The 14,751-nt window shown below is 41.4% G+C and carries 10 protein-coding genes; 7 read left to right on the top strand and 3 right to left on the bottom strand.

Going from position 1 to position 14,751, the window contains the following annotated elements:
- Positions 1 to 8 precede the first annotated feature (8 nt).
- From glmS to ACXAFK_RS02945, 4 genes are all read left to right on the top strand, one after another.
- A complete protein-coding gene (gene glmS, locus ACXAFK_RS02930) occupies positions 9 to 1,856 on the top strand; it encodes a glutamine--fructose-6-phosphate transaminase (isomerizing) (RefSeq protein ID WP_293298617.1) in 1,848 nt (615 codons plus the stop codon).
- A gap of 205 nt (positions 1,857 to 2,061) precedes the next feature.
- Positions 2,062 to 4,824 (top strand): TonB-dependent receptor, encoded by a 2,763-nt coding sequence (locus tag ACXAFK_RS02935; RefSeq protein WP_474956745.1) that lies wholly within the window; start codon positions 2,062 to 2,064, stop codon positions 4,822 to 4,824.
- A 162-nt stretch (positions 4,825 to 4,986) separates the two neighbouring features.
- On the top strand, positions 4,987 to 6,495 hold the full coding sequence (gene atpD / locus ACXAFK_RS02940) for a F0F1 ATP synthase subunit beta (protein WP_224836208.1): 1,509 nt from the start codon (positions 4,987 to 4,989) through the stop codon (positions 6,493 to 6,495).
- Positions 6,496 to 6,582: 87 nt separating this feature from the next.
- Positions 6,583 to 6,861 (top strand): F0F1 ATP synthase subunit delta/epsilon, encoded by a 279-nt coding sequence (locus ACXAFK_RS02945; RefSeq protein ID WP_224836209.1) that lies wholly within the window; start codon positions 6,583 to 6,585, stop codon positions 6,859 to 6,861.
- A gap of 53 nt (positions 6,862 to 6,914) precedes the next feature.
- On the opposite strand, the gene ACXAFK_RS02950 is transcribed toward ACXAFK_RS02945, so the two are convergent.
- On the bottom strand, positions 6,915 to 8,714 hold the full coding sequence (locus ACXAFK_RS02950) for a M61 family metallopeptidase (protein WP_474956746.1): 1,800 nt from the start codon (positions 8,712 to 8,714) through the stop codon (positions 6,915 to 6,917).
- A gap of 150 nt (positions 8,715 to 8,864) precedes the next feature.
- Here ACXAFK_RS02950 and ACXAFK_RS02955 point away from each other — a divergent pair, with 150 nt between their 5' ends.
- Entirely contained in the window at positions 8,865 to 9,251 is a 387-nt protein-coding gene (locus ACXAFK_RS02955) for a putative signal transducing protein (RefSeq protein ID WP_474956747.1), read from the top strand.
- Between the two features lie 16 nt (positions 9,252 to 9,267).
- Here the strand turns inward: ACXAFK_RS02955 and ACXAFK_RS02960 are convergent, their stop codons facing one another.
- Positions 9,268 to 10,767, bottom strand: coding sequence for an ArnT family glycosyltransferase (locus ACXAFK_RS02960; protein ID WP_474956748.1), 1,500 nt, complete (start codon positions 10,765 to 10,767; stop codon positions 9,268 to 9,270).
- A gap of 383 nt (positions 10,768 to 11,150) precedes the next feature.
- On the opposite strand from ACXAFK_RS02960, the gene ACXAFK_RS02965 reads away from it, so the two are divergent.
- Together ACXAFK_RS02965 and ACXAFK_RS02970 are read left to right on the top strand one after the other, a co-directional pair.
- A complete protein-coding gene (locus ACXAFK_RS02965; protein WP_474956749.1) occupies positions 11,151 to 11,726 on the top strand; it encodes a hypothetical protein in 576 nt (191 codons plus the stop codon).
- A 6-nt stretch (positions 11,727 to 11,732) separates the two neighbouring features.
- On the top strand, positions 11,733 to 13,160 hold the full coding sequence (locus tag ACXAFK_RS02970; protein ID WP_474956750.1) for a flotillin family protein: 1,428 nt from the start codon (positions 11,733 to 11,735) through the stop codon (positions 13,158 to 13,160).
- Positions 13,161 to 13,209: 49 nt separating this feature from the next.
- Here the strand turns inward: ACXAFK_RS02970 and ACXAFK_RS02975 are convergent, their stop codons facing one another.
- Complete coding sequence (locus tag ACXAFK_RS02975; protein WP_474956751.1) at positions 13,210 to 14,706, bottom strand: aminotransferase-like domain-containing protein; 1,497 nt, start codon at positions 14,704 to 14,706, stop codon at positions 13,210 to 13,212.
- Between the last annotated feature and the right edge of the window lie 45 nt (positions 14,707 to 14,751).

Consider the following 14,751-nt stretch of genomic DNA (forward strand, 5'->3'; position numbering starts at 1 on the left):
AAAAACTTATGTGTGGAATAGTCGGTTATATAGGTCATAGAGATGCCTATCCAATTATAATCAAAGGGTTACAGCGACTCGAATATAGAGGGTACGACAGTGCCGGTGTTTCTCTTTTCGATGGAGAAGACATCCATTTGGCCAAAACCAAGGGCAAAGTAGAGGATTTAAAAAACAAGGCGGAGACCACGATACCTCTAAAAGGTAAGTTGGGCTTGGGCCATACAAGATGGGCTACACACGGCGTGCCGAACGATGTAAACTCGCATCCCCATTATTCAAATTCTGGCGACTTGGTGATTATACACAATGGAATCATAGAAAACTACGAGTCCATTAAACAGGCTTTGATAAAAAGGGGGTATTCTTTTGAATCCGATACGGATACCGAAGTGCTCATCAATCTAATAGAAGAAGTTAAGAAAAAAGAAGGGGTTAAGCTGGGCAAAGCAGTGCAGATAGCATTGAACCAGGTTGTTGGAGCTTATGCCATTGCTGTTTTCGACAAGAACAAACCAGATGAGATCGTAGTGGCCAAGTTGGGAAGTCCACTTGCCATCGGTATAGGAGAGAACGAGTATTTTATTGCTTCGGATGCTTCACCATTTATAGAATTTACGAACAATGCCGTTTATTTGGAAGACGAAGAAATGGCCATTGTGCGTATCGGAAAGGAAATCAAACTCCGTAAAATAAAGGATGATGCCATTGCCTATCCCAACATTATGGAGTTGCAGCTCAATCTTGAAGAGATTGAGAAAGGAGGATACGATCACTTTATGCTCAAAGAAATTTATGAGCAGCCCAAGGCTATTATGGATACCTACAGAGGTCGTTTGTTGGCCGATAAGGGCATCATAAAAATGGCGGGGATCGATCAAAACCTTGAAAAATTCTTGAATGCAAACAGAATTATAATAGTTGCGTGCGGTACATCATGGCATGCAGGTCTGGTGGCCGAGTATATTTTTGAGGACATGGCAAGAATTCCTGTGGAGGTCGAATACGCTTCGGAATTTAGGTACAGGAATCCCGTGATAACCGAAAACGATGTCCTTATTGCCATATCGCAGTCAGGTGAAACAGCTGATACGTTGGCAGCTATAAAATTGGCCAAAGAAAAAGGAGCTTTTGTGTTTGGAGTGTGCAACGTTGTAGGGTCTTCCATAGCAAGAGAAACACATGCCGGTGCATATACCCATGCAGGACCGGAAATCGGGGTGGCATCGACCAAGGCGTTTACGACCCAAATTACGGTGTTGAGTTTGATCGCATTAAAACTGGCACAGGAAAAAGGAACACTTTCCCAGTCTAAATTTCATGAATATTTAACTGAATTGGAAGCGGTGCCCGCCAAAGTGGAAAAGGCCTTGTTGTCCAACCCCTTGGTAGAGGAAATTTCCGAAACGTACAAAGATTCGGCCAATTGCTTGTATTTGGGCAGGGGGTACAATTTTCCGGTAGCCTTGGAAGGAGCGCTTAAGCTAAAAGAAATCAGTTACATTCATGCAGAAGGTTATCCGGCAGCAGAAATGAAGCACGGCCCAATCGCTTTGATCGATGAACAAATGCCCGTAGTGGTTATAGCTACCAAAAAGGGACATTACGAAAAAGTGGTCAGCAATATTCAGGAAATCAAATCCAGAAAAGGCAGGATCATTGCTATTGTAACAGAAGGAGATCAATCGGTAAAGGAGCTGGCAGATCATGTCATCGAAGTGCCGGAGACATCGGAAAGTCTCTCCCCTCTGCTCACAACAATCCCATTGCAATTGTTATCCTATCATATTGCGGTAATGAGGGGCTGTAACGTAGATCAGCCAAGAAATTTGGCCAAATCGGTAACGGTAGAATAAATTTTTAAAACATATTTTTAGGAGAAAGGAGCCGATATGGGCTCTTTTTTTTGTTGAAAACGTAGATATGGATACTTTTTTTTGCCAAAAAAGTATTATGCATGCATAATTTTTTTCAAATTTGTATAATTGGAATAAAAAAAAATGTATCTTCCCATTTGATACAAACAAGCACATAAACTAAATTAACTCTAATCCATAGCAAATGAAAAAACTTATGTTTGTTTCCCTAATGCTGCTTGGTTTGGCCACCTACGGTCAAACTACGGTTCAGGGAAAAGTAGTTGATGAAAACAATGAACCCATACCAGGTGCCAACGTGGTTTTGGTGGGCAAAGCAGAAGGAACCACTACGGACTTTGATGGAAACTTTACATTTAATACTTCGGAAACACCCCCGTTCAAACTTCAATTTTCGAGTATAGGATTTTCAGATTTTACCACCGATGTAACATCTAACAACCAAACACTTTCCATTACGCTTTCGGCAGCCAATACAATGTTGGACGAAATCGTTATTTCTGCCTCGAGGACCCCGGAACGTATCTTCGAATCGCCGGTATCCGTAGAAAGATTCGGTCTAAAGGAAATTAAGAATACCACGGCAGAGTCGTTTTATGGGGGTCTCCAAAATTTAAAAGGGGTGGATATAAACACGAACAGTTTAACGTTCCAGTCCATTAACACCAGAGGTTTTGCCACTTTTGCCAATAACAGGTTTTTGCAATTGGTGGATGGCATGGACAATACAGCTCCCGGGCTCAACTTTGTTCTTGGTAACTTAGTGGGTATGTCCGAATTGGATGTTCAGAGCGTAGAGATCCTTCCAGGAGCATCTTCCGCACTCTATGGTGCAGGTGCCTTTAACGGTATTCTGTTTATGAGAAGTAAAAGTCCTTTCGATTTTCAAGGAATCAGTGCTTATGCCAAGGCAGGGGTAACTACCCAAGATGCCGCCGGCAGTAATTTTTATAAGGATTTTGGAGTGCGTGCCGCCCACGCTTTTAGCGACAAGCTTGCGATAAAGGCGAACCTTTCGGTACTAACGGGCGAAGATTGGCATGCCAATAGTCGCGTAGATTTAAACAACCCAGGGGCCGATCGTTCCAATCCAGCTTACGACGGATTGAACGTTTATGGTGATGAGGTTTCTACCTTGTTGGATTTTGATGCCGCAGCTGGTTTCCCAACAGGAACGGTTGGAACTGCTTTGATATCAAGAACAGGGTATGATGAGGCGGATTTGGCCGACTACGGAGCAGAAAGTATAAAATCTGATTTTGCGTTGCACTATAGGCCGTTTGCGGATGATCTTGAAATAATTTTGAACAGTAGAATAGGTAGGGGGACAACCATCTATCAAGGGGCAAACCGTTACGCAGTATCAGGGTTTACCATGCAGCAGCATAAGTTGGAGATCAAAAACGACAACTTCTTTATCCGAGGATATATCGTATCCGAGAATTCCGGGGATGCGTACGACACGCGTTTTGCGGCAATCAATGTGAATAGGGCTTGGAAATCCGATACTCAATGGTTTACAGATTATGCCGGGGCTTATATCCCTACTTATTTAGGTGGGATTCAAGGAGCAGGACTTACTCCTGAACAGGCTTCGGCCCAAGCACATATTGCTGGTAGGCAAGCTGCCGATCAAGGGCGATTAATCCCAGGTACTCCTGCTTTTCAAAATGCGTTCAACAAGGTAACTAATGATGGTGACTTGACGACCGGTGCCAAGTTTATCGATAAGACCAAATTCCGTCACGTAAATGGTAACTACAATCTGGCCCATTTGATCAATGATTGGGCGGATGTTCAAATAGGAGGTTCGTTCAGGGAATATGAACTGAACTCCAACGGAACCATTTTTACCGATATTGATGGTCCGATCAAATACAACGAATACGGTGCTTACCTACAAGTTCAGAAAAAATTCTTGGACGATCGTCTAAAATTCACAGGGTCTGCACGTTACGATAAAAATGAGTTTTTTGATGGTTTCCTTTCACCAAGGGTTTCTTTTGCCTATACATTGGGAGAGGAGCGTAACCATAATCTTAGGGTTTCCGTGCAGCAAGGTTTTAGAAACCCGACAACACAGGATTTGTTTATTGGTTTAAATGCGGGTCGTGCCATTTTGGTAGGTTCTGCACCAGCTAACTTGGATAGGGATGTGCGTACCTTTAATATAAGTCAAAAAGCTCAAGATGATTTGGGTCAACCAGCTACCGTAGAAATTGTTGGTCGGGCAGCCTACGAAAACGCTTATTCAACTAGCTCATTGCAAGCAGGTGCTCCTGAGGCAGTTAATACGCCGCTTGTTAAGCCTGAAGAAATTATTGCTTACGAAGCAGGTTATCGGGGACAAGTGGGCAGGTTTACCATTGATTTAAGCGGATATTACAATAGCTATTCCGATTTCTTGGCCAACACAACTACAGCTGTACCTTTTTACGGTGAAGCTGGTGATGGTGGTCTTTCCCTCTTGGCTATACAGAATGGAGATTACCAAGTATATCAAACATATACCAACTCAGAGGCCGATATAAATTCTTATGGCGCTACTCTTGGGGTAGATACCAAAATAGGAAACTTTGATCTTGGCGTAAACTATACATTCGCGGAATTGGATATAGATGAAGGGAAATATCCTGACTTAAGAACAAACTTTAACACTCCAAAGCATAAGGTGAAAGCTTCATTTGGAAATTCAGAGTTGTTCAAAAACTTTGGATTCAATGTAAACTACAGGTGGAGCGATAGCTATTTCTGGGAAGCATCATTTGCCGATGGCGATATTCCTGCGTTTACCGTACTGGATGCACAGCTCAATTATTCCGTACCATCTCTAAAATCTGTCTTTAAAGTAGGTGGTTCCAATATTTTGGGAGATGAATATTACACGGCGATCGGTACTGGTTTTGTAGGTTCTATATATTATCTGTCCTGGACCATAAACCCTTAAACCGTAGTAAAAAAGAAAAAGTAAAGGCGTTGGGTTTTCCAACGCCTTTTTTCTTTAAAAAAAACTGAAAATCAGTTTCTGAATAAGAATGTAAAAGCATATCTTTGCAGCCGAAAAAATAGCGGTTATTTTCCGCGTATTCAATTATAAATAAACATACTAATGTCTAAAGTAACAGGTAAGGTTGCCCAAATTATAGGCCCGGTCATTGATGTTGAGTTTGAATCAGGGGTAGAGATCCCAAGAATTTATGACTCCCTTGAAATTGCAAAAGCTGATGGCTCAAGATTGGTTTTGGAAGTACAATCACACATTGGTGAGAATACAGTAAGGACCATTTCTATGGACTCTACCGATGGATTGAGCAGAGGTGTAGAGGTAGTAGCTACCGGAAATCCAATCCAAATGCCAATCGGAGAAGATGTTTACGGACGTCTTTTTAATGTGATCGGTGACGCTATCGATGGTTTGGAAGAATTACCTAAAACTGGCGACAATGGACTTCCAATTCACAGGGAAGCACCAAAATTTGAAGACCTTTCCACTTCCACAGAAGTACTTTTTACAGGTATTAAGGTAATCGATCTTATCGAGCCTTACGCAAAAGGAGGTAAGATTGGATTGTTCGGTGGTGCCGGTGTAGGTAAAACCGTATTGATCCAAGAGTTGATCAACAATATTGCAAAAGGTCACGGTGGTTTGTCCGTGTTCGCAGGTGTTGGAGAACGTACCCGTGAAGGAAACGATTTGCTTCGTGAGATGTTGGAGTCCGGCATTATAAAATACGGAGACGATTTCTTGCACTCCATGGAAGAAGGCGGATGGGATCTATCCAAAGTGGATAAAACCGCAATGAAAGATTCCAAAGCAACATTCGTGTTCGGTCAGATGAACGAACCACCCGGGGCTCGTGCACGTGTGGCATTGTCTGGATTGACCATTGCTGAATATTTCCGTGATGGTTCAGGAGAAGGACAAGGTAAAGATGTTCTTTTCTTCGTAGATAACATTTTCCGTTTCACCCAAGCAGGTTCTGAGGTGTCCGCACTTTTGGGTCGTATGCCATCTGCGGTAGGTTACCAACCAACATTGGCAACAGAAATGGGTGCCATGCAGGAAAGAATTACGTCAACAAAAAGAGGTTCCATTACATCTGTACAGGCGGTTTACGTTCCTGCGGATGACTTGACGGATCCTGCACCAGCGACAACATTTGCTCACTTGGATGCAACAACCGTACTATCCCGTAAAATTGCGGAGTTGGGTATTTATCCTGCTGTGGATCCCTTGGATTCCACTTCTAGGATCTTGACTCCAGAGATTTTGGGTAAAGAGCACTACGATTGTGCACAGCGTGTAAAAGAGTTGTTGCAACGTTATAAAGAGCTTCAGGATATTATTGCCATCTTGGGTATGGAAGAACTTTCTGAAGAAGATAAATTGGCCGTAGGTAGAGCTAGACGTGTACAACGTTTCTTATCTCAGCCTTTCCACGTAGCTGAACAGTTTACTGGTATTCCAGGGGTATTGGTTGATATTAAAGAGACCATCAAAGGATTTAATATGATCATGGACGGTGAATTGGATCACCTACCGGAATCTGCTTTCAACCTTAAAGGTACCATCGAGGAAGCTATCGAGGCTGGAGAGAAAATGTTGGCGGAAGCCTAAAATGATTTCAGATGCTAGTATTGAGTAGTTAGATTTCTTTTTACTCATATCTCAATACTCACATCTAATATCTCAATACTAATAAATATGTATTTAGAAATAGTATCACCCGAAGCTACTTTATTCTCAGGAGACGTAACCTCGGTTACCGTACCAGGAGTAAATGGAGAATTTCAGATGTTAGAGAACCACGCACCTATCGTATCTCTTTTGCAAGCTGGAAACGTAAAAGTGAAAGGTAATATCACCATTGATGAGGATTTTGCCGATAAGTTTTCCAAAGGAAACAATGGGGAAACAGTTTTGGCAATATCGAGTGGTACCGTGGAGATGAAGGACAATAAAGTAATCGTCCTAGCCGATTAAAATAAATGAATTCATTCGCAAAAAAAGCCGTTCCATTGGAGCGGCTTTTTATATTATAACTTAATGGTAAGCCATTCCTTTCTTTGTTCAAGCATCTTTTTTGATGGTTGTTGCTCTTTATCCTCCATCAAACCAAACATATAATCCGGACTTGGGATCAAAACCATTTCTGTAGTTTTTTCCTCTCCGAACCTCGCGAATGTTACCAGTAAAGGCTCTCCTATGCTGAAATGGTCGAGGTAATCCTCAAAAGATTGGTCTTCGGAAAAGGGTTTATCATTTATACTAAGAACTACATCCCCATTGTCTAGACCGGCTTGGTAGGCAGGACTGCCAATTTTTGTGTTTCTGAGAATCTTATAGCCGGATCTATCGGGCAACATGGAAACATATGCACCAAAATAGGGATAGGTTTCGGGTTGCTCCAATACAACGCCAACGGACTCCATAAGTTTTTTATAGTCGGGCATTTCACTTTTATAGATGTAATTATTGAAGAAATCGTCACCAAAAGTATTTCCTGCGTATTCTTTTAAGGCATCATGTAGGTTTTGAATGGTATATGGAATTTCGGGTTTGCCATATTTTTTCCAGATCGACTTCATATAATCATCCAAGTTCAATCCTTTTTCGCGTAGTGATAGATCTAGTGCCAAACCCAAAACACTACCGTAGGAGTAGTAAGAAATAAACATGTTTTCGCGGTTTACCGGATCTACGGAGGTGGCTGCGTCCACAAAAGGAGCTTGGAAACTCATTTCAATGGGGTTGAAAAATTGCCGTGCGGGAGAGTTCCAAACATAATTGAACGTTCCGGCCAAACCTTCCACATATACTGCGGGCGTTATTAAACCGGCTCTACAAAGAATCAAATTGGTATAATAACTGGTAAACCCTTCAGCAAACCAAAGTGCACCGCTCATATTGGCTTCTTCAAAGTTAAAAGGTTCCAAAGCTTTAGGACGTATACGCTCCACATTCCAAGCGTGAAAAAATTCGTGGGATACTGTTCCAATGTTGCGCTCCATTCCACCGTTGGCCAAACTGCGCGTGCTTGTTAAAATGGTGGAGTTCCTATGCTCCATGCCATCACCAGAGGCATTTGGGATATAGCAGGCCAAAAAGGTATAGCTTCCGTAGTCAAAATCTGGCAATTCGCCATAAACTTCTTTCTCCGCCAAGACTATTTTCTTTATCTTTTCAAAATACTCATCGGCTTCTTCTTCCGTGCCATTGTGATGCAATGCAAGACTGATGGTCTTTCCATCCAATTTAAACGAGCGAAGCATATAATTGCTGATTTCCGTGGGGCTGTCCATAAAATAATAAAGGTCTGGTGCCGAGTAGGTAGTTCCCGTAACCAATGGAAGTTGCGTAGCGACCTTCCAACCTAAGTCTTCACGGACATTAAAAGTTACCTCGATGCGTCGGTCCTCCAATGTTGGGGCAAACATAAAAGTCGCAGGGATATTCAGGTGCGCATGTGTTTCGTCCACTTGGGAGTAAGTGCCGCCCCCTCTATTGGCAAACAAAATGTATTTTATGTTGATGGTTCCGTCGTGCCCGCTAACTTTCCAAGCATAGGGGTTAGGTCTGGTAACCGTCAAAGCGTTTCCTTTACCGTCCGTGGCTTTAAAGCCATATACGTTTTTGGCAAATTCATGTAGGGCATACCGCCCGGGAGAAGTCCTGCTCATCCGGAACTCAACGGTGTCCGAAGTTAGATCGGGAAAAGAGGCTTCAATAATTGCTTCATGATGTTCGGCGTTCTCGAAAGAGATTTGATAGGTATTGGTCTGTGCGTTTAGTAATAGAACCGAGAATAGCAATAAAAAAGAAAGTGTAATTTTCATTTTTGGTAAAGGTTTAAGATTGACTAAGATACAGTTTAATCAACGTAAGTACTACATTTGTGGAGTAGCTAATTTTTCCCAATAATTTTATATGGATCATCATATCAAAAGAAGGCTAGCATTACAATTATTCAGTAAATCGACAGAAGCATGAAAACAGAATTTTACACATTGGGAACCTTTGAATTTCCTGCCGATGCCGTAGTAATTAAAGGAAAGTTGGAAGCAGAGGGGATTCCTGTTTTTTTGAGGGACGAAGCTACCATTAATTCTGACCCTCTGATAAGTGCCGCTCTGGGCGGGGTTAAGCTTCAGGTATATTCGAGCGATAGGGAACGGGCCAAGGAAATTTTTGATGATATCCGGAGTTACGCTACCGATAGGTTGGGAAACCCAGTGGTCTGTCCCAATTGTAAAGCTACCAAATCAGAAATTTATTACTCTAGAAGCAATGTTTTCTATAAGCTGTTTCCATTTTTTGAACCCAGAAAGTACAAATGCATGCAGTGCAACTTTATTACGAGGCCTGCTCGCTGAGCATTGGTCAATGGAATTATTCTAAGCGTTTATAAATTAGACCTCTGCCAACAGTAGCTTCCAAATTGTAATGATCTTCTAGATAAGCATCTATGTAGGTGTTGTATTCGACCAATTTCTTGTCGAATATCTTTTTTCCTTTTCTGGCCACCAAAGTTTTAGGCCGGACAACCTCCATAATATATCGGAGTTCTTGCATTCCAGTGTTTCTGGGATTTTCCATAAACGGAAACATTTCTTCGCGGGTTATATTACTTGGGTGGGTCGCTGCTTTTGTGGGGGGTTCCGTGTTCAACAGCCAATACCCTATGTGATATTCCGTAAAAAAAATGTTCTCGGCATCCAAATTATGATCATTTATGTATTGGGGCACTTCTATACCTTCACCATTAAAAAAAGTGCCCTTTTCTATTTTGTTGGAAATAATATTCCCATACTCCAAATACGATTCCATTGGGATTAAGATCAGCAAGATGGCAATTAGGGGCCTATATTTTTTTTGAATGGTTGGAAGTTTGGAGAAGGCAATGCCCAAAAGGATCAAAATAAAGGGATATAATTGGATCAAATAATGCCCGTTCACTTTTCCAGCCTGAACAAAGGACAATAAAATGGACAGGGTAATTACCATTAAAAGTTGGATTTTTGTATCCTTCCAATCTATTATTTTAAGAACTGAAAGGGTGATTAAAAGTCCCAAAACCACCAATACAAACGGCAATGTTTTTAAGGTAGAATGAAGTTTTCCTCCAGAATAGGCCAATGGTGCCTCAATTATAGATTGCCAGCACACATGAATTTCGTTCTGGAAATAATAGGGCAATATTGTAAGAATACCGATAAGCACCGCCCCAATCACCATACATGATAATTGCCGGATCCGTAGGGACAATTGTTTTGTTTTTTGTCCCTCCCATATTAAAAACAATCCCAAAAATACGGCAGGATACACCATGTTCAACTTGGATAGTACGGAAAGGGAAATTAGACCCCCGATGGCCAGATAGGAAACCCAACTCTCTTTGCGAAAAAGAAGATAAATACCCATTACAAAGAACAGAATACTGATATGTTCGGACATTACACCTTGAAGACTACCGAACAAGCTTTGAAAAAAAACACAGAAAACTGCTGTCCAAAAAGCAACTTTTCTAGAAGTAATGTTTGTCGCTATACCGTAGGTGAACAAGGCTGTAAGGGCAACAAGTAAGGAACCAAACAAGCGTATTGCGATAAAGCTCTTACCAAAAAGTTTTATGATCAGGGCAAAGTATAAAAATGTAATGGGAGGCTTAAGGTCCCAAAGACGGGTGTACGGCAAATGACCATCGACCCACGATTGACCCATTAAGATAAAAGTACTCTCGTCGCGATCTATATAATCCCTAAAAAAGAAGGGGAACCGAATACATATGGCCAATAGCGCCAAAATAAATAAGACAGTTTTCCAGTCTAAGCTATGATACCTTAAAGAAGCATTTTTTTGAAACACGATGGAGTTGAGCAATTGGGCCATTGGTTATCTTCTGTGCAATATATATAAATTTGGATGGTTTGATAGTTTCTTTGCATTTGAAAAATTATTGAAAAGTAATTTGTAACAAAATTTGATTTGTAACTACATATAATTGGAAAGTAGAACAGATCATGTTTTTGGAGCTTCAGGCCCTCTTGGCCCCGAAATATTTGTTTTTTATTCTTGAACACCTTGGGCCTGTCCGATTGCGTTCGAAACTTACGAAGCATTTCCCAAAAAGAATGAAACGTTATGGTAAACGCTGCAAGATCTCGTAAAAATGCAGAGTCCATATTACCTTCCGCTGGATAACTTTGATCCTACCAAAATATCGATTCAAAGTAGTATCTTAACACCTATAACCAACTTTAAATTTTAATACCATGGAAAATTGGTTTGCAGCTTTGACTGTGTTTGAGAAAGTCTATTGGATTGTTGCCATTGCTGGTTCGGCAATCCTTTTGGTCCTTGTAATAATAACCTTGATCGGAGGCGATGTAGATGATCTGGGGGATGTGGATACAGACATTGAGGCGGATACTGGAATTGATTTTCAATTTCTATCCTTTAAAAACTTAATGGGCTTCTTTACCATTTTCGGTTGGTCTGGAATTGCCTGTATTGAAAATGGAATATCCACCGGACTCACAGTCTTCATTTCTGTGGTGTGCGGATTATTAATGATGCTTGCCATGGCTTCCCTATTCTACTATTTGGCAAAATTGCAGAGCAGTGGCACGCTAAAACTCTCCAATGCGGTAAATCAAATAGGAGAAGTGTACCTAACCATTGGAGCTAATCGAACTCGAATCGGCAAAGTTTCCGTAAATGTTCAGGGGACACTGCGCGAACTACAAGCTTTGACCGATGAAGACCAAGATCTGGTACAGGGCAATGTGGTAAAAGTACATGAGGTAACAGACACTGGGATTTTGATCGTTAATCTTTTAAATAAATAAACTACTATGCTAACACTACCATTACAAATGGGCGGAGGGGCTACCTTACTGGCCATAGGCTTCGCCATCCTCTTTTTCTTTATTATTATAATCTCTTTTATAAGGCGTTATAAAAGATGTCCATCTGACCGTATTCTTGTAGTCTACGGAAAAGTAGGTACAGGTAATTCTGCAAAATGTATTCATGGTGGGGCCGCATTTGTATGGCCGGTAATCCAAGACTATGAATTCTTGGATTTAACACCAATTTCTATCGAAGTTGATCTTACCAATGCACTAAGTCGACAGAATATCCGGGTTAATGTGCCTTCTCGGTTTACTATTGGTATTTCTACAGAGCCGGGAATTATGCAAAATGCCGCTGAACGGCTTTTAGGGCTTGGTATGCAAGAAGTTCAGGAATTGGCCAAGGAAATCATATTTGGTCAATTGCGATTGGTCGTTGCTTCCATGGATATTGAAGAAATCAATGCCGACAGGGATAAATTTCTGACCAATATTTCTCAAAGTGTTGAATCGGAACTGAAGAAGGTTGGGTTAAAACTTATCAACGTTAATATTACCGATATTGTAGATGAGTCTGGCTACATTGAAGCGTTGGGTAAAGAAGCCGCCGCACATGCCATAAATGCGGCAAGGAAATCCGTAGCAGAAAAGAACAGGGATGGTTCTATTGGTGAGGCCAATGCCAAACAAGATGAGCGTACCCAGGTAGCTGCTGCCAATGCCAAAGCGGTAGAAGGGGAAAACGTTGCTAAAATTGATGTTGCCAATTCAGATTCTTTACGAAGACAGCGCGAAGCAGAAGCGGAACGCACAGCGATCGCAGCAGAAAAGGTACAGGCGGCAAAAGCATTGGAAGAGTCTTATGCTGCAGAGAAAGATGCGGAAATGGCTAGGGCAGAGCGCGAAAGAAGCTCCCAAATGGCAGATATTGTCGTACCAGCACAAATAGACAAACAAAAGGTAGAAATTGAAGCGGAAGCCGAGGCCGAAATGATTCGTAGAAGAGCAAAAGGAGAGGCAGATGCAATACTTTTTAAAGCCCAGGCAGAGGCCAAGGGTATATTTGAGGTACTTACCAAACAAGCAGAAGGTCTGGACAAAATCGTTCAGGCAGCAGGAGACAACCCAAAGGATGCAGTACTTTTATTAATTGCGGACAAACTTCCGGAACTTGTTGAAAAACAAGCCGAGGCCATTAAAAATATCAAGATAGATAAGGTAACTGTTTGGGATTCTGGCAATAGTGAAGACGGTAAGAATTCTACGGCAAACTTTATTTCAGGCATGTACAAATCTGTACCGCCTTTACAAGAAATGTTCAACATGGCAGGGATGGAATTGCCAGAATATTTAAAAGGAAAAGATAAGGTTGCCGGGAAAAACTCTAAAGAGGACTTGGACAAGCCGGAATCTTCAGAAAATGCATAAAACAGACAAACCATTTAAAGAGACCATTTTTATATGGTCTCTTTTTGTTTTATGCAGCTACTACCTGCAGATAAGCTTGTTTTAATTTTTCCATTACGATTTTGAGTTCTTCCCCGTTTAGATGTCCATACCCAAAACGAATGGCACAGGTAGCCTTATTTTGATAGAGGATGGTTTTTGGTACAAATAAATCCAGTTTTTCAGCTTCTTCGGCAAGCTTAATTAAGGATATCGGAGTTTTAAAGCGCAACCACACAGCTAATCCTCCAGAAGGTGTTCGCCAGTCAAGGATATTGGCAAAGTGCTGCTTTAATAAAGCGCTTAAAGCATCTCTACGTTGCTTGTAAGTGACTATATTTTTTTTCTTGAGCCGGTATATTTCGCCTTCGGATATCAATTCGGAAAGCATTTGTTCCTGTATTAAATCTCCTTGGGCATCCAATAATTGAAGGTAGTTTTTGGCTTCGGTTATCACCTGTTCTGGCGCAACAACAAACCCAGTATGAAAACTCGGAAATAAAGACTGACCTAGTTTGCCCAAATAAATAACGTTTCCATCGGCATCTGAACTTGCCATCGGCAACATGGAACTTCCTTCAAATTGAAAATCATGGTCATAATCGTCCTCAATTACAGCAAAACCATGAATTTTGGCCAATTCTAACAATTGCAACCTTCTTTTGGTGCTTAAGTTTATTGTTGTGGGATAGTCCCTGTTGGAGCAAACATAGATGCAACGAATGTTCTCATGTAAATAATGTTCCATTATATGGCCAATATCCAAGCCTTCATCATCTACGGGCACTGTTTTTATTTTTGCCCCTGCTTGCTGAAATATCATGTTGGCCACATAATTGCTCAGTTGACCTACCAGTACCAAATCGCCCGGATTAATTAGCACCTGCGAAACAATATATAAGCTCATTTCCGTGCTTCGTGTATTTAATAAATGGGTTGGCTCAATATGAAATCCTCGAGTGGCATTTAAGTAATTACACAGTTGCGTGCTAAAAATGGAAGGGGCAAAAGCACTTGTTCTGTTCCATTTGTTGATCAACGGTTTTCGTTTCATTGCCGCACTGTACCACCTGGAAAATTGATGCACCGGATGCAGTCTTAAATCGGGCTTACCATCGCTTAAAGCATATTTAGCGGTAGTCTCTTCTTTTGTTGAAGAAAGATTAAAGGATTGTTGGAACGGGAACCCGGGGGCTTTTGGATATTCGTATGCCCGATTGATGTGCTGTGTGCTTGCCTTGATTTTTACCTTGGAATTTTCCGGGACCACGACAAAGGTTCCTCTATTGGGTATAATGTTTACCCATCCCTGCGAAGCTAATTCATCGTAAATGGCCACAGCCGTATTCCGATGAACGCCCAATAACTCACTTAACCCTCGTGTCCCAGGTAACTTGCTGCCTTTTTCTAAATAGCCTCTTTGTATCGCGTTCATAATTTGTTGGGCCACTTGCACATATACAGGCTGAACCAAGGATTTATCTATCGATACCAGCTGATTCAATAATTCAAAAACCGGACTATTCATTGTTTTAAAACTGGACTAGTTTAATCGTCCGGAAAGTTAGGACTT

The sequence above is a fragment of the Flagellimonas sp. ABD4_174 genome (genome assembly GCF_056160185.1).